Here is a 22,099-nt window from a genome sequence, read left to right as displayed (position 1 = left end):
CTTGGCGACAGCTCACGTCGAATTCGGCCGGGCGCTCACGCAGGTGGCAAGGACGGTTGTCGTGCGACCGGTCGGGCCGGCCGACCCAAGTAACCTTTGCATGCTCTTTCCGGTACTTGACTTCTTCCGGTACCTGATCCGCTCCCAGGTCCGGGTCTGGGGATGCGATGGGGCTACTCGGAACATTCAGGAACCTGACGGTTCTCTTCTTCTGCGAGCAGTATCCGCCCATTGTCTGGGATGGCGCCGGAACGTACACGGCGGCTCTTGCCGCGGCCCTTGTCGGGCTCGGGCACAACGTGCACGTTCTATGTGCTCAGGGGCGGCGGATCTCCGACACCGTGGAAAACGGAGTGCACGTGCACCGGCGGCCGTTGCTGCAGGCCCCGGCGACCCGTGCGCTGGGCGGCCTCGGTTCCCGGCTGCGCGGCCCACTCCACCCGCGTGACTCGCTCGCGCTGCGGACCAGCCTCGCGGTCTCCTACAGCTTCTGGATGCGCCAGCTCCAGCTTCGGCCGGATGTGATCGAAACACAGGACGGCGAGACCCGCGCCCTCATCGAGGCGGTCTGCCACACCCGGCCGCTGGCCATCCACCTGCACTGCCCGACGATGCTCGCGGTCCGCCTCGCCGGGCAGCCGATCGGCACCCGCGGCCTGGTCGCGGACCGGCTCGACCAGGTCTCGGCGCGGCGGGCCGCCGTCGTGACCGCACCGTCCCAGCTGCTCGTCGACGAACTGCGCCGGGACGGCTGGCTGGGCGACCGTGCGGTCGAGGTGATCCCCAACCTCTTCGACGCCACGCCGTGGCGTGGGCTGCCGGACGCCCGGGCGACCGAGCCGACGATCGCCGTCGTGGGGCGGCTGGAGCCGTTCAAGGGTGTCGACGTGCTCCTGGACGCCGCCGCCCGGCTGCGGGCCGCCGGCGTGACGCACCGCCTCGTCGTCGTGGGTCGGTCGGCGGGTGCCATCGGCGGGGTGGAGTCCGGCACCTGGCTGCGGGGCCGGGCCCGTGAGCTGGGTGTTGACGCCGAGTTCACCGGTCACCTGACGGCCGCGCAGATCCGTGAGGTCTTCGGCCGGGCCCGGGTCGTGGCGGTGCCCAGCCGGTTCGAGAGCTTCTCCCTCGTCGCCGTGGAGGCGATCGCGGCTGGACGTCCCGTCGTCGTCACGAGCCGGACGGGAGTCGCGCCGTTCGTGCAGCGCTGGAACGCGGGCACCGTGGTCCCGACCGGTGATCCGGCGGCCCTGGCAGACGCGCTCGCGCCCTTCCTGCTCGACGCCGGCTGGGCGGCCGCGGTCGGCGAGCACGGCCGGCACGGTGTCACCGAGCTCGAACCCGAAGCCATCGCCCGCCGCAAGGAAGCCGCCTACCTGCGCGGAATCAAGGAGTTCCGCGCGCGGCAACGGGGCGCCGCGACGTTTCGTCCCGGTCTCCGTCTCCGCCCCCACCGCCGGCCGGCCGGCTGGCTCCCGGAGCCGAGACCGCCCGCCACGGACGTTCGAAGTCGAGATGGCGCAGCGAGCCGGCCCGAACGCGGATCTCGTATCGACATGCCGGAGTCGCCAGCCCGCACCCGCTGAGCGGCAGCGTGGCGACCACGTGACGCGCTGAGAACAGGTCTGTGTCGAAGGTGCCTTTTTCGTTAGAATTTTGCCGATATAGGGGATGTGCAGCTGTCTGTGAATAAGCGAGAGGGCCCATCATGCGCTTGTGTCGTCAGGCTGGCCTGTTAGGTATGGCGGCCGCCGTCCTTGTCGCCGCGAGTGCTGGCTGCTCGGCTACCAGCACTGTCGACAGTCAGGGTGGCGCCGCCGAAATCTGCACGGGCCCCGGGGTATCGGCGGACCAGATCACGTTGGGCTTTGTCTACCCCGACTCCGGCCCGGGTAGTGACGCACTGTCCTCGACCCGTGCCGGTGTCGACGCCAGGCTCGGCCTCGCCAACGAGCAGGGCGGAATCCACGGCCGACGGATCACCTATGACTGGCGGGACGACGCCACCTCGCTGACGCAGAACGTTCAGGTCGTCACGAGCCTTGTTCACGACGAGTCCGTCTTCGGCCTTCTCACGGCTTCGGTGACGATGGGCGACTCGATGGCCGCTCTCTCCGCGGACGGAGTACCCGTGGTTGGGCTCGCGGCCGAGTCGTCCTGGTCGAACTATCTGAACATGTTCAGCTTCGTCTACGCGGACTCGCCCGAAGTCGTCGCGCAGTATGTCCATACCAGCGGCGCGGTCAGAGCGGGCATTGTCATCACCGGCGACGCGCCCTCGACGCTGCAACTGGCGGCCAGGTACACCTCCGCGCTGGCGGCGGTGGGCATTGCGTCGGAGTCGGTCCCCTTCAACCCGGCGGTCGACAGCGCCACCCAGACGGCGCGGCGCCTCGCGGCGTCGGGTGTGAACGCACTTGTCGGCCTGTCGAGCCTGGACGATCTCGCCGCCATCATGCAGGCCGCTCGCACCACGGGAATGGAGATCGCCGCCAGTGTCGCGCTGAGCGGGTACGACCAGCGATTGCTTGCGGCCAAGGGGAAGCAGCTCGCCGGTGTTTCCTTCCCCGTCGCGTTCCGGCCGTTCGAGTCCGGCGGCCCCGCCATCGACCGCTATCGGCAGGCCATGAACGCGTTCGCGCCGCAGGCCGGCGGGCCCGACCAGCAGCTGGCGATGTTCGCGTACATCTACACCGACATGTTCCTGCACGGCCTGGAGCTGGCCGGCTCCTGCCCCACCCGCCAGGGATTCATCAACGCATTGCGAGGGGTCACCGACTACGACGCGGGCGGCCTCATCTCCCCGGTGAGCCTGCGTGACAACATGGGCAAACCGAGCCCCTGTTCGGCGATCGTCCAGATAAATCCCGCCGGCGATGCCTTCGACGTCGTCAGGCAACGTGTCTGCGCCGACGGAACGAGCAGCTGATCCGGTTCCCGGCGCCGCTGTTTGGGCAGCGCTGTGCCGGGCGCCGCTGTGCCGGGCAGCGCTGTGTCGGGCAGCGCTAGGCGTGCTCGCCGGTGGGCTGCGAACGGGGCGGGACGCCGTCCGGGCGGTAGGTCTTCATCGGGGTGGTGGTCGGGTCGGTTCCCAGGGTGTTGCCGCAGCGGGTGGAGATCCACCGCCGGCGCCCCGGAGTCGGCCGCCAGCTCTCGATGTCGAACGTCGTGCCGGTCGCGTACCGCTCCTCGCCGGACCCGGGGACCAGGGCGAGGAACTCGTGGCAGCGGAGCTGGTCCTGCAGGCTCTCGGTCACCGCGGAGTCCAGCGTCCCGACGCACCTGTTGATCGCCGCCCACATCTCCGAGACTGCTCCGTCACGGTCGTCGGCGTGCCGCGCCGCGTCGGTGGGCCACAACGAGATCCGGAAGTCGCCGCCGGCCCACCGCTGCACGGTGATCTCCTCGGCGTAGCGGCTCGCGCCGCAGTAGGGCGCCGCGCCCGCGCCTGCGGCGTCAGGCCGGGTCGCGGGCGCGGAGGTGGCGGCTGAGGCCGGGCCGGTTGCCGAGGCTGTGGCGGTCGGTTCGCGGTCCGACGAACCGGTGCCGGCCGAGTCGCGCGGTGTGCCGGTGGCCGGCGCGGTGGTCTGCTGGTCGCTGGACGCTCCGGCGTCAGAGGCTTTGTCGCTGCCCCCGGCATCGGCCACCGTGATCGCCACGGCGGCCAGCAGCCCGGCAGCGCCGATGAGGCCCACCGTCGATCGGCGCTGCTGTGTCATTTGTTGAGCGTAGGGCCTGCCTGGAGGATTGCCCGCCGGATCGGCGACAGGGCGCCGGGAGTGTCCTGACCTCGATGTCAACACCTATCTCCGGGTCGGAGAATCTGATATTACGTCCAGAAGAGCGCCGTTCCGCTCGGCACGAATGCTGCTTCCGCAGCGGAAGGTGGCCGCGGGTCGGGTGGGTGGCGGTCTGCCGGCGGTGCCCCTGCGCCGCGGGGAACCGCCGGTTGCCCGCGGCGGTCACCCGCACCGCAGGAACCGGAGGATCCATGTACCCGCCCGACTTCGCGACACTGACCCCCGACAAGCCCGCGGTGATCCTGACCGGTGGCCCCGACGGTACGGACCGCGTCCAGACCTACCGTGAGCTGGTCGAGGGTTCCGCGCGGTTGTCCCGCTTACTCGTCCACTCGGGTCTGCGCCCGGGTGACTGCCTGGCCGTTCTCGCCGAGAATCATCTGCGCTACTTCGAGCTGGTGTGGGCGGGTCTCAACTGTGGCCTCTACATCACTCCGATCAACTCCCACCTCACCGCACCCGAAGTCGCCTACCTGGTCAACGACAGCGGTGCGAAGGCACTGGTCACCACGCGGAAGCTGGCCGGTGTCGCGGAGGGGATCGTGGCGGAGACGCCAGGGGTCCTGCGCCGGCTCATGCTCGACGGGTCGTCCGAGCACCACGAGGATCTCGACGTCGCCACCGCCGGCTACGACAGCGGGCCCCGCGAGGACGAGATCCGCGGCTCGTTCATGCTCTACAGCTCGGGAACCACCGGCCGCCCGAAGGGCATCCGTTTCCCGCTGCCGGACACTCCCGCCTCCGCCGGCGACGTCCAGCTGCTGAACGGGACGGTGCGGATGTACGGCCTCGACGCCGACTCCGTCTACCTGTCGCCCGCGCCGCTTTACCACGCGGCACCACTGAGGGTGTCGGCCGTGTTACACAGCATTGGGGGAACCGTCGTGGTGCTCCCGAAGTTCGACGCGCAGGAGGCACTGAGCGCGATCGAGCGGTACCGGGTTCTCGCCGCGCAGTGGGTGCCGACGATGTTCGTCCGGATGCTCAAGCTAGCCCCGGAGATCCGGAACCGTTACGACCTGTCGAGCATGCGCATCGCCCTGCACGCCGCGGCGCCATGCCCGGTCGACGTGAAGCGCCAGATGATCGAATGGTGGGGGCCGATCGTCTACGAGTACTACTCCGGCTCGGAGAACTTCGGCAACACCGGCATCTCCAGCGAGGAATGGCTCGCCCACCCCGGCTCGGTCGGGCGCGCCCAGGGCGGCGGTGTGCTGCACATCTGCGCCGAGGACGGCACCGAGCTGCCCGTCGGCGAGACCGGGACGATCTACTTCGAGAGCCCGGGTGCCGGCTTCAGCTACCACAAGGACCCCGGGCGGACCAGGGCCGTGAGCCATCCCGCCCATCCGGGCTGGCGCACCCTGGGCGATGTCGGTCATGTCGATGAGGACGGCTATCTCTACCTGAGCGACCGGCGCGACTTCACGATCATCGCCGGCGGTGTCAACATCTACCCGCGGGAGATCGAGGACGTCCTGGTCATGCACGACGAGGTGGCGGACGTCGCCGTGTTCGGAGTCCCGCACCCGGAGCTCGGTGAGCAGGTCAAGGCCGTCGTCCAACCGGCGACCATGGCCGACGCGGGGGACGCGCTGGCTGCCCGCCTGCTGGACTACTGCCGGGACAGGCTGGCCCCGTTCAAATGGCCGCGCTCGATCGACTTCGTGCCTGAGCTGCCCCGTCTCGACAACGGCAAGCTCTACAAGAAGGCGCTTCGGGACACCTACTGGGCTACCGAGTCGTCCAGCGTGTAGCGGCGGCCCGTCCGCGTGGTGCGGCCTGTGGGAGGCACCTGGAACGCGGCCTCGGGTTGTGGGCGAGCAAAATCGCCGGATGATTCGAAATCCGTACGTAATGGGCTCCTGGGCGATTGTCATCGTTGGCCGATCGGTGCGGGGCAACGGACTCCTCTGGATACGGCCAGCGGGATCCATGGCCCCATTCCTCGGCGATGGTTCGTCCTTTCCAGGCGGGGCCAGAACCGGCCGCGTGTGCGGCGACGCCGTGCGACACTTCTGGCAGCGAAGCCATCTACGTTCCCGCGGCGTGCCGTCGTGATACCGGCACGTCGCCTCGCACCGGTGGTCAGCCATGCCCGAAAGGAGACCGACGGTGATGACCCAAGGCCCGGTCAACATCCAGAGCTCATTCCTGGACCTGAGCGAACTCAGCCTTCGTGACCTGCGTCATCGCCACGACGTCGAGTTGGATGACCGACTGCGCCGGATCCTGGCGGTCATCGACGAACCGGACAGTCGGCTGATCGGGGGCATTCGGGCCGGGTGGGTGTGACCTACCGCCCAGCAACGGGCGTCGACGGGCCGCGGGGGCCCATGGCCGGTGGGGCGCACGCACAGCAGGAGCTGTCGGCCGCGGCGTTCGACGCGCTGGCCGCGGGGACGGATGACGGTGCGCCCAGCCGGGTCCTGTGGCGAGCCGAGCGGAGCCGGCGGCGGCTGCTGCTGCGGGCGCTCCTGGACCAGACACGGGCCCGGGCCGGCGTCTACGGGCCGTTACCGTCGCTGGACGTCGCCTGGGAGCTGCTGGAGGCCGCGGAGGCCCGGGCCCCCGCCGAGGCCCGGGCGGTGCTCGAGCACCCGACCGTCGGGCGCTGGGTCGCCCACGTGCTGCGTCGCCTGCGCGGTGTGGCCTATTCCGACACGCCGCTGTGGGTGGATCTCGGCTATCTGCACACCGTCGCCGCGTCCGCCGCCGTGCGCGCCGGGCTTGACTTCGTGCTCCGGGTGCCCCTGCGTCATCGCCTTCTGGTGCTGCCGACATTGGGCTCGGGTAACGTGCCCGGCCACGGGATCTGGGCTGTCGTGGCCCTGCGCCACGAGGCCGGTCGGCTGCGCGCCGATCCCGGTGGGGAGATCTGCCTGGACGTCACGGTGGCCGGCGCCGGATGGCGGCCACTGCCGGTGCTGCGCGCCGAATACGGGGACCGTGTCCTGACCGTGGCCCTTGACGACACGGACCCGTTCCGCCAAATCGCCACCCCGGCACGTCCGCTGCGGCTGGAAACCTCTTCGGTACGGCACTGGGAGAAAACCCTCGCCGCCGCGTGGGAGATTCTGGTGACTCGTTTTCCGCGGCAGGCCGTGCTGCTGTCGCAGGCTCCGCTGATGTTGGCCCCGATACCGAACAGGCAGCGCTTCCGGATCAACAGCGCGTCGGATGGTGACGCGGTCGGCTCGATCAGCCTCGCCGAGACGAATCACGGGCCGTGGCTGGCGGAGACGTTGTTGCACGAGCTGGCGCACGCCCGCCTCGGTGCTTTGTTCAACCTGACGGAGCTGCTGGTCCGCCGGCCGGGACCGGTCGGCTACGCACCCTGGCGCGACGATCCGCGTCCGCTCCAGGGAATGCTGCACGGGGTATACGCCTTTCTTGAGGTCACCGCGTTCTGGCGCACCTGGCGGAGGGCGCTGGACGGGGCGGCGCGCCTGCACGCCGACTTCGAGTTCGCGCTGGCGCGCGGGCAGGTCGACGAGGCGCTCCGCCAGGTGCGGGTGCACCCGGATCTGACCCAGGCCGGTCACCGTTTCGTCACCGGCCTCGTGCTGCGGCTGGAGAGCTGGCTGGGTGAACCGGTGGCCTCGGAGGCCGAGCGGTTCGCCGGTCTGGCACGTCACGTGCACCGGACGCGCTGGCTCCTGCGGCGCCACACCGCGGAGGTCGTCCGGCCGGTGCCGCTGCAGGGGCTGACCGACCTGTGCCGGCTCCAGCTGCTCGAGCCGCGCGAGTTCCGCACCCGGGCGGCACAGGCGATCGCCGGGGCCACCCGCCCCGGCGACGCACTGCTGCCCGCCGACTGGCTGCTGGTGGCAGGTGATCTCGCGGGTGCCCGCGGCGGCTATGAGCGGGCGGCCCGGGCGGATCCGGCGGATGACCGGGCCGTCGCCGGTCTCGCCGCCTGCCGCATCCTGGAGGCCCGGCCCGGGCCGACGACCTGGGATGACGGCGTCGGCGATCTCAGCGGCCTCCCGGTCTGACACCGCCGCGGCTCGGGCCGCCAGCCTCCTGACAACGCCAGCTTCCTGATCACACCGACCTCCTGGCAACGACGTGGCGCCGCTCGCCGGGAGGCCGGTCTCACAGTGGCATCGGATCGACGTCGCAGTCGGAGCGCACCCAGCTCATAGCCGACTGGGTCGCCAGATGATTGACGCCGAGCGCGTGGTCCAGCTGCGAGACGACCTGGGCGTGCAGTTCCTCCGCCCGCTCCCGCTCGCCCAGCGCCCGCAGGTCCATGGCCAGGTTGGACAGCACGGCGAGGGTGGACGGGTGGTCGGCACCGAGATGGACGCGTGACCGCTCCAGCGTGTCCTCGTCGAGCCCACGGGCCTCACCCGGCCGCCCGAGCGCGTAGTGGTCGCTCGCCAGGTTCGTCGCCGAGATCAGGGCCAGCGGGTGGTCGGGGCCGATCGTCGCCACGAGCGCGGCGCAGGACCGGAGGTCGATCTCGAACGCGGTCTCCGCGTCGCCGGCCAGCCGGTAGACGACGGCCAGATTGGTCTCGGCGCCCAGAGTGTGCGGGTGGGTGTCGCCGAAGCTGTTCCGGTAACGCCGGTGGGCGTCCTCGCACAGGCGGCGGGCCTCGTCGAGATCACCGTTGTGGCGCAGGTCCATCGAGTAGCAGAGGATCGCGGCGAGCGTGTCGGGATGGTCCGGCCCGTACCGGGACAGGAGCCGCTCCCAGGCAAGGCGTGAGGTCTGCAGCGCCACGTCGTGGTCGCCGGCCTTGCGCTGGTCGATGGCCAGATTGCGCAGTGCCCGCAACAGGTCGGGGTGGTACTCGTTGCCCAACAGCGCACGGAGCCGCGCGACCAGCTCCTCCTGCCGGGCCCGCGCGCCCAGGTAGTCACCCAGCTCGCGGAGGTTGAGGTTCTGGCTGCTGTGGGACTCCAGGCTGGTGACGTTGTCCTCGCCGAGCAGGGCGCAACGTCGGCGCCAGGTGTCGTCGTCGATCTCCTGCGCGCGCCGGAAGTCACCCACCAGCCGAAGCGCGGCCGCCAGGTTGTGCGCGGCGTTCAGGGACTGTGGCTGGTCGGCACCGTAGACGTTGACCGCGCGCTCGCGTGCCGTCTCGCTCAGCTCGACCGCGCCCGCGAAGTCGCCGCTGACCTTGCGATCCATCGTGACGTTCGCGAACGCGGCCAGGGTCTCGGGATGCCGCGGGCCGTGTACCCGTTCGCACAGCTCCAGCATCCGGGTGTTGATGGGCGCGGCCTCGGAGTAGTTGCCGACCACCTGGAGCAGCCAGCCGTACCAGCCACCGACGGAGAGCGTGTGGGGGTGCTCCTCGCCGAGGGTGACCCGCCAGCTCTCGTAGGCCTGGCGCGCCAGGTCCACGCCGACCTCGTGGTCGCCCCACTTCCACAGGTAGCGCACCTCGTTGACGAGCAGGTCCCGGATGAGGGGATCGTGGCCCTCCACCGCGCCCGCCGCGATCACATGCGGGTACAGCTCCGCGTAGACGCTCCACCATTCGGGGTTCATCGGCTCGTCCGGGTCGCTGGCCGCGAGCAGGCGGTGCGCCCCGTGGCGCATCGTCTCCTGCTCGTCGGGGCTCATCCGGCCGATGAGGACGGCCTGGACCAGGCGGTGCATCTGCAGGGAGTTGGTGCGGTGGTCGATACGGGCCAGGGCGTACTGGTTGATCTCGCGGATGGCCTCGTTCAGCCGGAACGAGTCGCGCAGCGCCGCGTCGAGCTCGGGAACGATCGAGATGTGTCGGCCGCGGCGGAAGACCTGCCGGGAGATCGGGTCGGGCGCGAAATAGGCACAGACCTGCAGCAGCCGCAGGGCGGCGGGGTTCGACGTCGCGAGGCGGTCCAGCGAGACGTTCCAGGCCGCCCGGACGGGCATCCGGTAGTCCAGCGGTGGCGCGGTGCCCAGCAGCTCCTGCCGTTTGTCCTCGAAAAGCCGCAGGTACTCGTCGGCCGGCATGCCCGTCTCCGCGAGCCAGGTCGCCGCCTGCTCGATGGCCAGCGGCAGGTCGCCGAGCGCGGCGGCGACCCGGTCGGCGTCCACCTCGCCGATCGACGTCGTTCGTCGGCGGAGCAGCTCGACGCTCTCGCCGCGCTGGAACACGTCGACCTCCAGCGCACGGGCGGCCCCCGCCCACTGCGCGTTCCGTGACGTGATCAGAATGCGGCCGGTGCCGCTCGCCGGGAAGAAGTCGCGCACCGCCCGAGGGTCGTCGGCGTTGTCGAAGATCAACAGCCAGTTGCTGAAGGGCTTGCCGACACGCAGCGCCTCGATGACGGCGGGCACCGCGGCATTGGCCTCCTGACCGACGCCCAGGCCGAGACGTTGGGCCAGCTCCACGAGCGCCTGGTTGATCTGGGTGGTCCGCTCGGACGGGATCCACCAGACGACGTCGTAGTCGGCCAGCTGCCGGTACACGTACTCGATGGCGAGCTGCGACTTGCCGACTCCACCCATGCCGTGGAGCGCCTCGGGCAGCACGGCCGTGGTCCCGGTCTGCAGCCGCTCGTGCAGGGCGTCGAGCAGCTCCGCGCGCCCGGTGAAGTTCGGGTTCCGCTGGGGCATGTTGCCCCAGACCACGGGCTGCCCCCCGGGCCGCCGCGCCGGGGGACGTATTTCCGGCGCGATGCCTGCCGCGGTCGGGCTGGTCACGATTGTCGGCGCGTCGTACTGCGCCACATTCCCTCCTCCAGGGTCAGCGGAAGCAACCTCGGCCGCGGTGGGCTGGTCATCTATGGGCGTCCGTGCGGCCGGCGCGCGTGATGTCGAGTCGTTACTGTGGGTCACAGGCTCTACCTCATGTCGACGGCCAGGCCTGCGCGTGCCAGACACGCCGGCCTGCGCGGCGCCGGCCGACAGGGGCACCGGGCTGCCGTCGGTCTGGACCTCACGCTCCGCTGTCCGAAGGGCGTCGCGAAGCATCAGTGCGCGGGATCGGTAGGGCCCTGACAGGGCACTCAGGACGACCTCCTCGACCCGGATGAAGGGCGCGCTGTGCGGAGTGATCACGGGCAGCGGGGCGCCCACCGGGTCGTCCAGAACGACGTCGACGTGCCGGAGCGCCGCCACCGCCGGACTCAGCAGACGTCCGGCGGAACGCCACGTCCGGATCGTCTGGGACTGTCTGCCGCAGGCGAGCAGCTCGGCGGGAACCCCCTCGCCGAACTCGAAGGCGACCTCGTCGGCGGCCGTGGGCAGGGCGGGGGCAGCCGTGACGGGACGCAGCAGGCGGTGGACGAGGATCTCGCCGAGCTCGGCCCGGCCGGCCTGTGAGACCTGGTCACAGACCATGTGGATCGCGTCCCGGGTCAACGGGACAGCCGCGAGCCGCACCGCGAGGTCGAAGGCCGCGGGGCTCAGCGTCGCGCGGGCGCGGCGCACGATCTCCAGCGGTGTCGGCTTCGTCCGTTTCGTCAGCGTCACCCCGACGCCATCCATGACGCGGGCGCCGTGCCCACCTGTTCCGGCCCCCGCGTTCCGGCCGGCGGCTGTGCCTTCTCCCGTGTCCTGCCCCGTGCCTTCCCCTGCGCCCGTACCTGTGCCGTCGGGTCCTACCAGCACAGCCGGCGCGTCCAACCGGCGCTCGTGCTCCGCCGACTGGAAGCGGGCCCAGCTGGCGATGCTGCCTCCGTCCACGCCGAGCATCGGAATCGGCGCCACGGCGGCCTGATCCGATACCGCGTCACCGGTCAGACTGGCCCAGGCATCCTGGAACCGCCAGCGCACCGCCACCGAGCCCGGCCCGGCGGCGGCGAAGATGCTCACCTGGTGCGGGGCGAGGCCGGTCAGATGCCACAGGTGGGCCGGCAGCGGGTTCATCACCGCCACCGGAAGGCGGCGGCTCCACCACCAGAGCTGCCTGTGCAGCGCCCCGTTGCGCCAGCCTCGCCCGACGCCGTCGGTCAGCACCCAGATGATCCTCCGGCCGCTCGGATCGATGACTTCCCGTGGGGACCGGTGCAGGCCGCCGGCCCGGGACTCGGGCCGGAGCGTGACCTGGCCCGCCTCCGCGGCCTCTCCGTCGACGAAACAGACACGGATGTCGCGGAAGACGCCCTCGCGGACGAGGTAGCCGCGCAACAGCGGCACCAGGTCGAGCCAGGCCACCTGCATGGACGGACTGTCGTCCACCAGCAGGACAAGCTCCCAGCGGCGCTCCGGGGCTGGTCTGCGGACCGGAACAGGCGCCGGCCCGCGCAGAAGACGTTCCGCGGTGGCCTCCTCGTCCAGCACCATTTGGACCTTTGAGGGGACAGTCTGCCGTAGCGGCCGCAGGCTGCGACGGGCACCCGATAATTGCCTCTCCAGCGACGCGAAACCACTACGGGGCCGCATCCAGGGGAGGGGTGTCCATAAGGACTCCGCGTCATCCTCCGGGGCACCCTGAAGGCGTCGGGTGTTCGTCGATACGGGAGTTGCGAGCGCAATGTCTCGGTCAGCCCGCGGAAATGGCGGAAATTGTTCTTCAGCGTCAGTGTTTCCGGCATTGTCGCCGCGGGTGTCCGGGTCGGGTGTCGGGAGGGAAACCGGTCCGGTCGGGCGCCCCTCGCCGAGGGCGCCGTCCCTGGGGCCGGCGCCCGACGGTGACGGCGCCGGTGATGGATCGCCAGCGGTGGAGCCCTGCGCCTGCGCCTGCGAACCGCTGCTGGCCATGAGGCCGTAGAGCCAAAGCGCCTCGGCGTGCTCGCGGGCAGTGATTCCCACCGTGGTCGCGGCCCGGTCGACCGCGGAAGCGGCGGAGGCTCCAGCGCCGGAGACGGCGGACGAGCCGGGGATCGGCCAGGCCTCCACGGAAGCCGCCGGGGGCGGCAGCCGTGCGGATGGGGCGGGGTCGGATCCCTCGGTGGTCATCCCGGGTCCGTGTCGGCGGCGAGGCGGTGCCAGAGCTGTTCGCGCAGATCTGGCCAGGCCTCGGCGCCGTCCGTGTCGGCGCCGAGCGTCAGCAGGTAGGCCGCGTTGAGGAGCTGGTCCGCGGCGAGCGGCCCGGCGAGGGTCCGGTGCCGGGTGAACTGTTCGACCAGCTCGGCACGCCCGGCGATGCCGTGTGGGAAGTGCGCGGCGATCAGCGCCGCCAGCCGTTCGGTGTCGGGCGGCGGGATGTCCAGGCGGGTGCACCGGCGCAGCAGCGCCGGCGGGAACTCGCGCTCCCCGTTGCTCGTGATGACGACGACCGGGAACTCGTGGCACTCGACGATGCCGGCGTGGACTGTCGCCGTGCCACCGGGGTCCGCGGTGTGGACCCGCACCTCGGGTGTGGCGTCTCGAGCCCGGACCAGCTCGGGGATGGAGAACTGCCCGTCCTCGAAGACGTTCAGCAGGTCGTTGGGAAGATCGATGTCGCTTTTGTCGAACTCGTCGACAAGGAGCACCCGCGGCCGGCGATGCGGGAGCAGCGCTGTGCCGAGAGGCCCGAGATGCACGAAGTCCCCGACCGGCGGGATGGCGGCAAACGCGGGACGTTCGGCGTCGGCGACATCCTTGGCGCGTATCGGCGACCGAGCCCGCGTTCCGGTGGGTCGGCCCGACGGCGCCGCCTGGGCCCGGCCGAACACCTCGTACTGGGCGCGGCCGATCGCGTCGTAGTCGTAGAGGCCCTGTGCCAGGGTGCTGCGGCTGGTGATGGGCCAGCGCAGCACCCGGCCCAGCCCCAGGCTCGCCGCGATCTGGTACGCGAGGCTCGACTTCCCGCTGCCCGGGCTTCCTGTCACCAGCAACGGCCGGCGCAGCACGAGAGCGGCGTTCACCATCCCGAGCGCGGAGTGGTCGAGCAGGCGGACACCGCCCAGGCCGAGTCGCCGGGTGGTTTCGCGTTGCTCCTCCGGGGGCTCCGGTTGGTCGGGACCCCCGGAGAACATCCGCCACGGCGGTGGCGGAGGCCATTCCCGGACCTCGGACCGGATTCCACCGTCGAACAGCCACCAGCCCGGCGCTGACGGTGTCTGCGCAGGTCGCGTGCCCGGCGCGGCGTCCGTGTCAGCCAGCCCACCGGGTCGGGGAAGGCTGGTGGGTGCAGGATCGCCGGCGCGTGTCCCACCATCGGCGGAACCCGGCCGATCGCGGCCCGGGGCATCGTCAGTCACGGTGGTGTCCCCCCTCGGGGTGGCTGGGAGAACCGGCCAACCCCCGTTCCGGCAGCCTGTCGGGGTCATCCCATAACAGCGCAAGATACCCTCCGAGGCTATTGTCCGGTGCGGTTTCCAGGAAAGCCGCACGGCGGGCGGAGGTGACCCGGTCGGGAAGGGTGTCAACTTTCTGGGTGCCGGCGAACTCATGGATCCCCGAGGCGGCGTCCGCCGCATCCGGGGAATAGGACCAGAGAATTCCCGGAATTCCGCAGCGTAGGGCTATGATGAGCTGTTCGTGCGGCGGCGTGGGATGGTGGGCCGCAGGCAGCCGGGCCACGGGCACGCGGCTCGTCGGAGCATGGCCCACGGGCACGCGGCCCGCCGGCACGTGACCTGCCGGCACGCTGTCGAACACCACCGCGACCACTCCCTCGTCAGAGAGCAGCCGTGCCTCCAGCCGGCGCAGGCTGCCGTCGGCGGGCTCACCACGCACGACGGCGGCCCGCGCCGGTTCCCGGGTGAGGATCCGCCACCGCAGGCGCCACGCCCGGTGCCATTCCCGCTGGCGCATCCGGTCGAGGCTGCGCAGCACGACCGGATAACGCAGCGCGAGGGGGAGCGGCACACCGGTAGCCCACTCCACGCGGAAGGACTCAACCCGCAGGCCCAGCAGGTCCAGCGGCAGGATGAACTCGATCCGCGCGTCGACACCGTCGCTCGCGAGGGAGCGTTCGAACCGCTGCACCGCCGCCTCGACCTGCCATTCCAGGGCCTGGCGGGTGATCTGCACCGGTGGCGCCGCCGGGTGGAAGACGGTCTCCTGGCCGTCCCACTGCTGCCAGGTGCGCAGCAGATAGAGGTCGGGGCTGGTGGCGATCCTTTCCAGCTGCAGTGTCAGGATCGCCTGTCGGCTTCGGCCGTCGTCACCGTTGCGACCGCTGCCAGGGCTGCCAGGGCTGCCGCGGCCCAGCCGCAGCGCACGCAGCGCTGCCGTCGCCTTCCAGTCGTCGGCGCAGGACTGGTGCCAGGCCTCGACCCGGCGTGCCACCCGTTGATCGATGTCGTGCACCAGATGCTCGAGGAACTCGATGCGGGGACCGAGCCGGCCGCCCGGAGCCGACCGGTCGCAGAGGAAGACGAACAGATCCCAGGCGGTCCTGCAGTGGTCGGACTCCGGCCCGCTGTGCCGGCCCTCGGTGACCTGGTGCAGGACGTCCGCGACCCGCGACGCCGGCACGGAGCTCAGCTCACGTTGGAGCTCCTCCCACAGGCCCTCGGGAGCGTCGGCGGCGACCTCGGCTGCCTGCCAGGCGTCGTCCAGCCGCAGCAGTGCCGCGCGCAGCTCGCCGTCACCGGTCAGGTCGTTGACGGCCTCGGCCAGGAAATCGAAGCGGCCTTCGCGGCTGAAGGAGCCCACGAGGTCGACGAACCAGTGCCGGGCGTGCGGCAGGTCACTGATCGGCAGCCGTGTCCCCGACCAGGCAGCGCATCTGCGCAGCAGCACCGGTCGGCTTCCGGCCCCGTGCAGGTCCGGGTGGTCGTCGAGGGTTTCGACGATCTGCCGTTCGACCGCGGACCGGTATCGGTGCAGGAAAGCATCCCGAGTCATACGGTTGCGAGGTTCATCCGCACCGGTCACGGCCCCCCGAACCTCTCGCGCCGGCCGCGCAGGTAGATCTGCCGGGCGCGGCTGAGCCTTCTTCAGAGTGTCCTACATCAGCACAATTAAGGTGGCTGGAAACCCCCGAAATGCGGGTTTTCGGGTAGGCGCTCGGCTGCTGCGGCCAAAATTTTCCGGCGGCCGTCCACCAGCGCGCCGGCGGTGAGGAGCTGATTCACTTCGGTCCAGAACTCCAGGGCGCTGCGTGCGGCCCAGGACGGCTGCTGCTCCGGCGCGAGACCGGCGGCGGTGAGAAGGCTCTGCGACGCGGACCGGGCAGGAAAGGCGGCGGCCAGAGCCTGCACCTCGGTGACGTGGAGTCCGTGCACGTTCGGAGCGCCGGTGATCCTTTCCGGTGTGGGGCTCTCCCATGCCGGCCTGATGCTCGGGGCTGCGGTTTCCGCTGTGGTGGCGCGCTTTCCGCGTGGAGTGCCGAGCTGCTCCCAGCGTGCGGCGAGCTGTGCGACGTCCTTCGCGGTGACTCCGCCGGGCTCCATCTGCGCGACGGCCACGGCGAGTGCGGCCATTCCGCCGGGGCGCTCGGCGCAGATCTCCAGCAGTCGGATGAACCACTGCCGCGAGAGGGGAAGGTCGGTCACCCGGACGCGGGTGTTCAGTTCCCGCTCGACCTGGCGGGCCAGCAGCAGGCGGCTGCGTTCGGAATGCAGATCGGCGGCGTCGTCGAGCACCTCGACCAGACGCCGTTCGATGAGTCGGCGCGAACTCGGGCCGGACTGTTCCCGATCTTGATTCGTGCACATCCGCGCCCCCGAAGAGATCAACGGGGTCACTTCGCCGGGTGGTAAGGCCGACAGTGCCCGAAATGGGCACGCAGAATCCGTCCGAGAGTGTCCCTCCGAATGAAACTCTGCCAGGACTGTACGACGAGCCGGCATGGCACGGGCTGGAATTGTGAATCCGGTCGCGGTGATGGGGCGTCCGGTGTGGGCGCAACGGCGCGGCGGCGTGGCGGCGTGGCGGCGGTCGGAACGGGTCCGGGGACGCCCCGATCGAGGGGGCGGGACCGTGAGTGGTCCGCCCCCGGCCGAGATGATGGGGACGCCGATGACCTGACGGGTACTGGAGGCGAAGATGACGGCGTCGCGGGAGCATCCGTCGGCCGAGGTCCGCGATGCCCTGGACCGGGCGGCCGAGCTACTGGGCGAAGCGGACGCGCTGCTGGTGTGCGCCGGAGCGGGCATGGGGGTGGATTCCGGGTTGCCCGACTTCCGTGGCGACACCGGGTTCTGGCAGGCGTACCCGCCCTACGCCCGCCTCGGCCTGTCCTTCGTCGAGCTCGCCGATCCGGCCCACTTCGGCACCGACCCCGCCCTGGCGTGGGGCTTCTACGGTCACAGGCTCGCCCTTTACCGCGAGACCGTTCCGCATGCCGGCTTCGGCATCCTGCGCCGGTGGGGCGCTCGGCTGCCCGCAGGCATGTGGGTGTTCACCTCCAACGTCGACGGCCAGTTCCAGCGGGCCGGCATCGCCGAGGTGGCAGAGGTGCACGGTTCGATCCATCACCTTCAGTGCGTGCGGCCCTGCACCTCGGACATCTGGTCGGCGCAGGGAGTCGATGTCACGGTCGACCAGGAGTCGATGCGGGCGCGGGAACCGCTGCCCCGCTGCCCGCGTTGCGGCTCGCTCGCCCGCCCGAACATCCTGATGTTCGGTGACTGGAACTGGGTCGGGCTACGCACCGAGCAGGCGACGCGTGCCTGCATGTCCTGGCTCGACGGGCATTTCGCCGGGGGTGGCGATGCCCGGCTGGCCGTGATCGAGCTCGGTGCCGGCACCGCGGTGCCGACCGTGCGGCGGCTGGCAGAGTCGGTCGCGGGCAGCCGGCTGATCCGGGTCAACCCGGTGGAGGCCGGTGTCCGTGCCGGCGGCGGCGTCTCACTCCCGCTCGGCGCCCTGACCGCCCTGACCGAGCTTGATGCCCGCCTGCCCTGACACCGCCTGCCCCGGCTCGGTGTGCTCTGGCCCGGCCTGAGTGGGGTCTGTCGGTGCTGAGCTGGCCTGCTGGTGCCGGTCTGCCTCGAGCCGGCCGGCACCGGGACGGTGGCCGGCGCGGATCGCCTCCACAACCAGATCAAGGACCCAGCTGACGGCCTCGGTCGCGGTGCTGGGCGTGAGGTTCCACGTCCGGACCAGTCGTTCGTAGGTCGGCACGTTCCACAGAACGTCGAGCATGCCCGCCGCCGCCGCGCGCTCGTCGTCACTCCAGCCGGCGCTGTGCGGGGCGACGGCGGCGAGGAGTGCGTCCCGGCGCCGCCGGTCCTCCGCGACGAGTGCCGGCTGGTGCGGCTCGGTGCGGTCCCAGCGCGCCACGGCGTAGGACGAGAGCGTCGCGAAGGATCGCGCGGTGATCTCGGTGAGCCGATCGAGACCGAGGTTGTCGTAGGTGACGCCGGCCTCCTCCTGCAGCCGGCGCATGACCGCACCGTGCAGGTCGACCTCGGTGGGGAAATGGCGGTACACGGTGCGCTCGCCGACTCCGGCCCGCTCGGCGACCGCACGGAAGGTGAGGTCGCTCCAGTCCCAGACGGGGAACCCGTGGACCAGTTCGGAGCCGGCGGTGACGATGCGTTCCCGCGTCTGGACGGCTCGCTCGCGGCGGACCGGGCTGTTGTAGCGCCGACGGGCTCGCGCCTGGCCCTCGTTCTCGGCGGGTGTTGCGGGCACGCTCATATTGGTGTCATCATACTGTCGCGAAATTCATTCGGGTGAACCGGTCCTCGGATATCGGTCGGCGGGTGCATCGTTCGTCAGGCGAATCGTTCGTCAGGCGCATCGGTCGTCCGAGCGGATCGCTTGTCGGAGGGATCGTTCGTCACGCGAATTGTTCGTCGGTGAATCGTTCGATTGTCGGATGGGAGAGCGGTCAAGGTGGATCTTGGCTTAGCCGGTGCCGCGGTCGTGGTGCAGGGTGGTACCCAGGGAATGGGCCTGGCCGCCGCGGAGTGCTTCGCGGCCGAGGGTGCGAAGGTCGGAGTGCTCGCCCGCGGCCGGGCGAACCTCGACAGAACCGTCGCGCGGCTGCTGGAGTTCGGGGCGGCCGACGCCGTCGCCCTCCAGGCCGACATCACCCGGGCGGACGAGGTGACCGCCGCCTTCGACGTGGTGCGGGGCCGCTGGGGTGTGCTGAACAGCCTGGTGAACGCCACCGGTCCGAAGGGCGCCCGGATGGGCCCGTTCGAGGAGCTCACCGACGACGACTGGCTCGCCGCCGTCGATGTGGGCGTCCTGGGCATGGTGCGCTGCGTACGTGCGGCCCTCCCGCTCCTGCGCGCTGCCGAATGGGCCCGCATCGTCAACATCTCAGCGCATTCGACCAAGCGTCAGACCGCCTCCCTGATCGCCTACACGGCGGCCAAGTCGATGGTGACCAGTATCAGCAAGAACCTGTCGCTGACCCTGGCTGACGACGAGATTCTGGTCAACACCGTGTCGCCCGGAAGTTTCGCCTCCGAGGGGCTGGCCACCTGGGCGCGCGGTGTCGGCATCGATCCCGGGGACCTACGGGCCGTCATGAGCGGTATTGCCGAGCATTTCGGTCACCCCGCGCACCTGCCGCGGGCTGGGGCGCCATCCGAGATAGGTGCGGTGATCGCTTTTGTCGCCTCACGTCGCAACACCTACATGACCGGCGCGAACGTCAATGTCGACGGCGGCTCCGACTTCTGCTGACCCGCGGCCTGCAGCCCTGCCGCCCTGCTGTGCGCCGCCACACCGCGACCTTTCTGCGCCGCTGTGCAGCGGTGCCCAATTCCTCCGCGGACCGTGATGAGCGCCACTTCGTGGACCCGAACTCGTTCGACATCCACCGGCGGATCGACCGTCACCTGGCCTTCGGTCGCGGCCCGAACCTCCGCCTCGGCGCCTCGCTGGCAGGCATGGAAGGCCGGGTGGTGCTCGGCGAGCTGCTGCGGCGTTGGACCGACCGGGACATCGACTGCGAAGCCACGGTGTTGGACCACACATCCACGCCGAGGGGATGGAAGCACCTGCCCGTGGTTGCTTCATAACAACGAGCCAGTCGGACGGGCGCGGCGACCGAGCGGGAGGATGGACGGATGCACCGCGAGCGGACAGGTGGATCTGACCGATGACCACGGGGGAGAGCCCGGCGCCTACGGCGCCCCCAGGGCTTCCGGCAGGCACCGTGTTTCAGGCGGGCAGGTCGGGCACTGTGTTTCAGCCAGGCATCGAGCTTCCGGTAGACACGGTGGGCCTGCTGGAGGGCCTGACGACGACGCGGGCCATCCGTCGCTACACCGACGAGCCGGTGCCCCGGGAGGTCCTGCGGACCATCCTGTTCGCGGCCACCCGGGCCCCCAGCGGGTCCAACCGCCAGCCGTTCCGGTTCGTCGTGCTGACAGACGGCCCGAAGGCCCAGGCCGCGAAGGCGCTGATCGGGCAGGCCGCCCGGCGGGCCTGGGGTGGGAAACGCCAGGCGGACGGCTACGACCGCGGCTCCGGCGGCGTCGCCGACTCGCCGAAGGCCCGGACGGCCCGTGCCCTCCAGCAGTTCGTCGACGGGTTCGAGCGGATTCCGGTGCTGATCCTGCCGTGCCTGGTGCGCTACCGTGAGCCGACGCCGTCCGAGGGCGCGTCGGTGTATCCGGCCTGTCAGAATCTTCTGCTCGCCGCCCGCGCGCTCGGATATGGTGGCGCGTTCACTGGTTGGAACTTCGCTGTCGATGCCGAGCTGCGGGCCCTGCTGGGGGTTCCCGACGGCACGTTCATCGCCGGCACCATCACGCTGGGCCGGCCGGCGGGCCGGCATGGCCCGGTGCGCCGGAGGCCGTTGGCCGAGCTTGTGTACGAGGAGGAATGGGGCTGCCCCGCGGACTGGGCCGTGGATCCGGCTGGGACGAGGTTCACCACAGCCGGCCCACCCCGGCCGGCTGCTGGTTCGCTGGGATCAGCTGCCGATCCTGGACCGGCTGCCGATTCCGGACCGGTCGCCGACGCCGATCCGCCTCGACAGCCTCGACAGCCTCGACCGGCAACGGTCACCGGACGTGACGAAGGACCGCAGCCATGAGCCAGACCGACCGCGTGGACGCGCCGGCACGGAGAGCACGGACGGAGAAGGGCAACCCCGGCATGGGCCGACTGACACACCTGCAGCGCCTTGAGGCGGAGAGCATTCAGATCTTCCGGGAGGCGGTCGCCGAGAGTGAGCGACCGGTGATGCTCTATTCCGTCGGCAAGGACAGCTCCGTGCTGCTCCACCTGGCGATGAAGGCCTTCTATCCGTCCCGGCCGCCGTTCCCGCTGCTGCATGTGGACACGACCTGGAAGTTCCGGGCGATGTACGAGTTCCGCGACAAGATCGCGGCCGACCTCGGTGTCGATCTGCTGGTCCACCAGAACCCCGAATGCGTCGAGCGGGGGATCAACCCGTTCGATCACGGCTCCGCGACGCACACGGACATGTGGAAGACGGAGGGTCTCAAGCAGGCCCTCGACAAGCACGGTTTCGACCTGGCGTTCGGCGGGGCCCGCCGGGACGAGGAGAAGTCCCGGGCGAAGGAGCGGGTCTTCTCGATCCGTTCGGCGCAGCACCGGTGGGATCCGAAGGCGCAGCGCCCCGAGCTGTGGCGCCTCTACAACGCGAGCAAGGCCCCCGGCCAGAGCGTGCGGGTGTTCCCGCTGTCGAACTGGACCGAGCTGGATGTGTGGCAGTACATCTACCGTGAGCAGATCCCGATCGTCCCGCTGTATTTCGCCGCCCAGCGGCCGGTGGTGGAACGTGACGGAGCGCTGATCATGGTGGATGACGACCGGATGCCGCTGGCTTCGGGTGAGGTTCCCGAGCAGCGCAGCGTCCGGTTCCGCACGTTGGGCTGCTACCCGCTCACCGGCGCGGTGGAGAGCAACGCCGCGACCCTGCCGGAGATCATCCAGGAAATGCTGCTGACGACGAGCTCGGAGCGGCAGGGCCGGGTTATCGACCACGACTCCTCCGGGTCGATGGAGAAGAAGAAGCAGGAGGGGTACTTCTGATGGCGCACGCGACCAACGACCTCGTCGCGGCCGACATCGAGGGCTATCTGCGCGCGCACGAGAACAAGTCGATGCTGCGCTTCATCACCTGCGGCAGCGTCGACGACGGCAAGAGCACGCTGATCGGCCGGCTGCTCTACGACTCGAAGCTGGTCTTCTCCGATCATCTCGCCGCGCTGGAAAGCGACTCGAAGAAGGTCGGCACCCAGGGCGACGGGCTCGATTTCGCGCTGCTCGTCGACGGGCTCGCCGCGGAACGCGAACAGGGCATCACGATCGACGTCGCCTACCGGTTCTTCTCCACCGAGCGGCGTAAGTTCATCGTCGCGGACACCCCCGGGCACGAGCAGTACACCCGGAACATGGTGACCGGCGCGTCCACCGCCGACCTCGCCGTGATTCTCGTCGATGCTCGCCGGGGTGTGCTCACCCAGACCTGCCGGCACAGCTATCTGGTGTCGCTGCTGGGAATCCGCAAGGTCGTCCTGGCGGTGAACAAGCTCGATCTCGTCGGATACTCCAAGGAGACGTTCGACGCCATCGAGGCGGACTACCGCCAGTTCGCC

17 protein-coding genes are annotated in these 22,099 nt (G+C 70.5%); 11 read left to right on the top strand and 6 right to left on the bottom strand.

Going from position 1 to position 22,099, the window contains the following annotated elements:
* Nucleotides 1-167 precede the first annotated feature (167 nt).
* Together AWX74_RS33530 and AWX74_RS33525 are read left to right on the top strand one after the other, a co-directional pair.
* Entirely contained in the window at nt 168-1,583 is a 1,416-nt protein-coding gene (locus tag AWX74_RS33530) for a glycosyltransferase family 4 protein (RefSeq protein ID WP_091284875.1), read from the top strand.
* Between the two features lie 275 nt (nt 1,584-1,858).
* Nucleotides 1,859-2,926, top strand: coding sequence for an ABC transporter substrate-binding protein (locus AWX74_RS33525; RefSeq protein WP_341271989.1), 1,068 nt, complete (start codon nt 1,859-1,861; stop codon nt 2,924-2,926).
* A gap of 76 nt (nt 2,927-3,002) precedes the next feature.
* Here the strand turns inward: AWX74_RS33525 and AWX74_RS33520 are convergent, their stop codons facing one another.
* A complete protein-coding gene (locus AWX74_RS33520) occupies nt 3,003-3,692 on the bottom strand; it encodes a DUF2599 domain-containing protein (RefSeq protein WP_242666536.1) in 690 nt (229 codons plus the stop codon).
* A 296-nt stretch (nt 3,693-3,988) separates the two neighbouring features.
* On the opposite strand from AWX74_RS33520, the gene AWX74_RS33515 reads away from it, so the two are divergent.
* From AWX74_RS33515 to AWX74_RS33510, 3 genes are all read left to right on the top strand, one after another.
* On the top strand, nt 3,989-5,554 hold the full coding sequence (locus AWX74_RS33515; RefSeq protein ID WP_091284869.1) for an AMP-binding protein: 1,566 nt from the start codon (nt 3,989-3,991) through the stop codon (nt 5,552-5,554).
* A 361-nt stretch (nt 5,555-5,915) separates the two neighbouring features.
* Nucleotides 5,916-6,092 (top strand): hypothetical protein, encoded by a 177-nt coding sequence (locus tag AWX74_RS40375; protein WP_165615898.1) that lies wholly within the window; start codon nt 5,916-5,918, stop codon nt 6,090-6,092.
* Entirely contained in the window at nt 6,089-7,795 is a 1,707-nt protein-coding gene (locus AWX74_RS33510; protein ID WP_242666535.1) for an HEXXH motif domain-containing protein, read from the top strand. Before AWX74_RS40375 ends, AWX74_RS33510 begins: the two co-directional genes overlap by 4 nt.
* A 100-nt stretch (nt 7,796-7,895) precedes the next feature.
* On the opposite strand, the gene fxsT is transcribed toward AWX74_RS33510, so the two are convergent.
* The 4 genes from fxsT to AWX74_RS33490 form a co-directional block, all read right to left on the bottom strand.
* On the bottom strand, nt 7,896-12,644 hold the full coding sequence (fxsT, locus tag AWX74_RS33505; protein WP_091284864.1) for an FxSxx-COOH system tetratricopeptide repeat protein: 4,749 nt from the start codon (nt 12,642-12,644) through the stop codon (nt 7,896-7,898).
* Nucleotides 12,641-13,873, bottom strand: a complete 1,233-nt coding sequence (locus AWX74_RS33500; protein WP_242666534.1) for an AAA family ATPase — start codon at nt 13,871-13,873, stop codon at nt 12,641-12,643. The genes fxsT and AWX74_RS33500 overlap by 4 nt, the downstream gene beginning before the upstream one ends.
* Entirely contained in the window at nt 13,866-15,467 is a 1,602-nt protein-coding gene (locus tag AWX74_RS33495) for a VMAP-C domain-containing protein (protein WP_091284862.1), read from the bottom strand. The genes AWX74_RS33500 and AWX74_RS33495 overlap by 8 nt, the downstream gene beginning before the upstream one ends.
* 116 nt (nt 15,468-15,583) lie before the next feature.
* Nucleotides 15,584-16,279, bottom strand: a complete 696-nt coding sequence (locus AWX74_RS33490; protein ID WP_091284860.1) for an effector-associated domain EAD1-containing protein — start codon at nt 16,277-16,279, stop codon at nt 15,584-15,586.
* 331 nt (nt 16,280-16,610) lie between these two features.
* Here AWX74_RS33490 and AWX74_RS33485 point away from each other — a divergent pair, with 331 nt between their 5' ends.
* Nucleotides 16,611-17,471 carry an SIR2 family NAD-dependent protein deacylase gene (locus tag AWX74_RS33485; protein ID WP_091284858.1) on the top strand — a complete coding sequence of 287 codons (861 nt, stop codon included), beginning with the start codon at nt 16,611-16,613 and terminating at the stop codon, nt 17,469-17,471.
* On the opposite strand, the gene AWX74_RS33480 is transcribed toward AWX74_RS33485, so the two are convergent.
* Complete coding sequence (locus AWX74_RS33480; protein ID WP_091284856.1) at nt 17,415-18,209, bottom strand: TetR/AcrR family transcriptional regulator; 795 nt, start codon at nt 18,207-18,209, stop codon at nt 17,415-17,417. The genes AWX74_RS33485 and AWX74_RS33480 overlap by 57 nt on opposite strands.
* Nucleotides 18,210-18,407: 198 nt before the next feature.
* On the opposite strand from AWX74_RS33480, the gene AWX74_RS33475 reads away from it, so the two are divergent.
* From AWX74_RS33475 to AWX74_RS33455, 5 genes are all read left to right on the top strand, one after another.
* Nucleotides 18,408-19,208 (top strand): SDR family NAD(P)-dependent oxidoreductase, encoded by an 801-nt coding sequence (locus AWX74_RS33475; RefSeq protein ID WP_091284855.1) that lies wholly within the window; start codon nt 18,408-18,410, stop codon nt 19,206-19,208.
* A 71-nt stretch (nt 19,209-19,279) separates the two neighbouring features.
* The gene (locus AWX74_RS33470; RefSeq protein WP_131799604.1) at nt 19,280-19,546 is read left to right on the top strand and encodes a cytochrome P450 family protein; all 267 of its coding nucleotides are present in this window, start codon (nt 19,280-19,282) and stop codon (nt 19,544-19,546) included.
* A gap of 164 nt (nt 19,547-19,710) precedes the next feature.
* Nucleotides 19,711-20,568, top strand: a complete 858-nt coding sequence (locus AWX74_RS33465) for a nitroreductase family protein (RefSeq protein WP_242666533.1) — start codon at nt 19,711-19,713, stop codon at nt 20,566-20,568.
* A gap of 62 nt (nt 20,569-20,630) precedes the next feature.
* Nucleotides 20,631-21,533: a sulfate adenylyltransferase subunit CysD gene (gene cysD / locus AWX74_RS33460; RefSeq protein ID WP_091284947.1), complete on the top strand. Its 903-nt coding sequence runs from the start codon at nt 20,631-20,633 to the stop codon at nt 21,531-21,533.
* On the top strand, nt 21,533-22,099 hold a 567-nt coding region (locus AWX74_RS33455), incomplete at its 3' end, for a GTP-binding protein (protein ID WP_207550476.1). The genes cysD and AWX74_RS33455, both read left to right, overlap by 1 nt.

This window comes from Parafrankia irregularis, from assembly GCF_001536285.1.
In the GTDB taxonomy this organism is placed as follows: domain Bacteria; phylum Actinomycetota; class Actinomycetes; order Frankiales; family Frankiaceae; genus Parafrankia; species Parafrankia irregularis.
The sequence above is the reverse complement of the archived record's forward strand: the minus strand, read 5'-3'. Positions and strand labels throughout refer to the sequence as shown.

What these genes read in the sequence shown, in the direction of transcription:
- AWX74_RS33530 (WP_091284875.1), top strand. Translation starts at nt 168, where the DNA reads ATGGGGCTACTCGGAACATTCAGGAACCTGACGGTTCTCTTCTTCTGC.
- AWX74_RS33515 (WP_091284869.1), top strand. Translation starts at nt 3,989, where the DNA reads ATGTACCCGCCCGACTTCGCGACACTGACCCCCGACAAGCCCGCGGTG.
- AWX74_RS40375 (WP_165615898.1), top strand. Translation starts at nt 5,916, where the DNA reads ATGACCCAAGGCCCGGTCAACATCCAGAGCTCATTCCTGGACCTGAGC.
- fxsT (WP_091284864.1), bottom strand. Translation starts at nt 12,644, where the DNA reads ATGACCACCGAGGGATCCGACCCCGCCCCATCCGCACGGCTGCCGCCC.
- AWX74_RS33495 (WP_091284862.1), bottom strand. Translation starts at nt 15,467, where the DNA reads ATGACTCGGGATGCTTTCCTGCACCGATACCGGTCCGCGGTCGAACGG.
- AWX74_RS33490 (WP_091284860.1), bottom strand. Translation starts at nt 16,279, where the DNA reads ATGTGCACGAATCAAGATCGGGAACAGTCCGGCCCGAGTTCGCGCCGA.
- AWX74_RS33485 (WP_091284858.1), top strand. Translation starts at nt 16,611, where the DNA reads ATGACGGCGTCGCGGGAGCATCCGTCGGCCGAGGTCCGCGATGCCCTG.
- AWX74_RS33480 (WP_091284856.1), bottom strand. Translation starts at nt 18,209, where the DNA reads ATGAGCGTGCCCGCAACACCCGCCGAGAACGAGGGCCAGGCGCGAGCC.
- cysD (WP_091284947.1), top strand. Translation starts at nt 20,631, where the DNA reads ATGGGCCGACTGACACACCTGCAGCGCCTTGAGGCGGAGAGCATTCAG.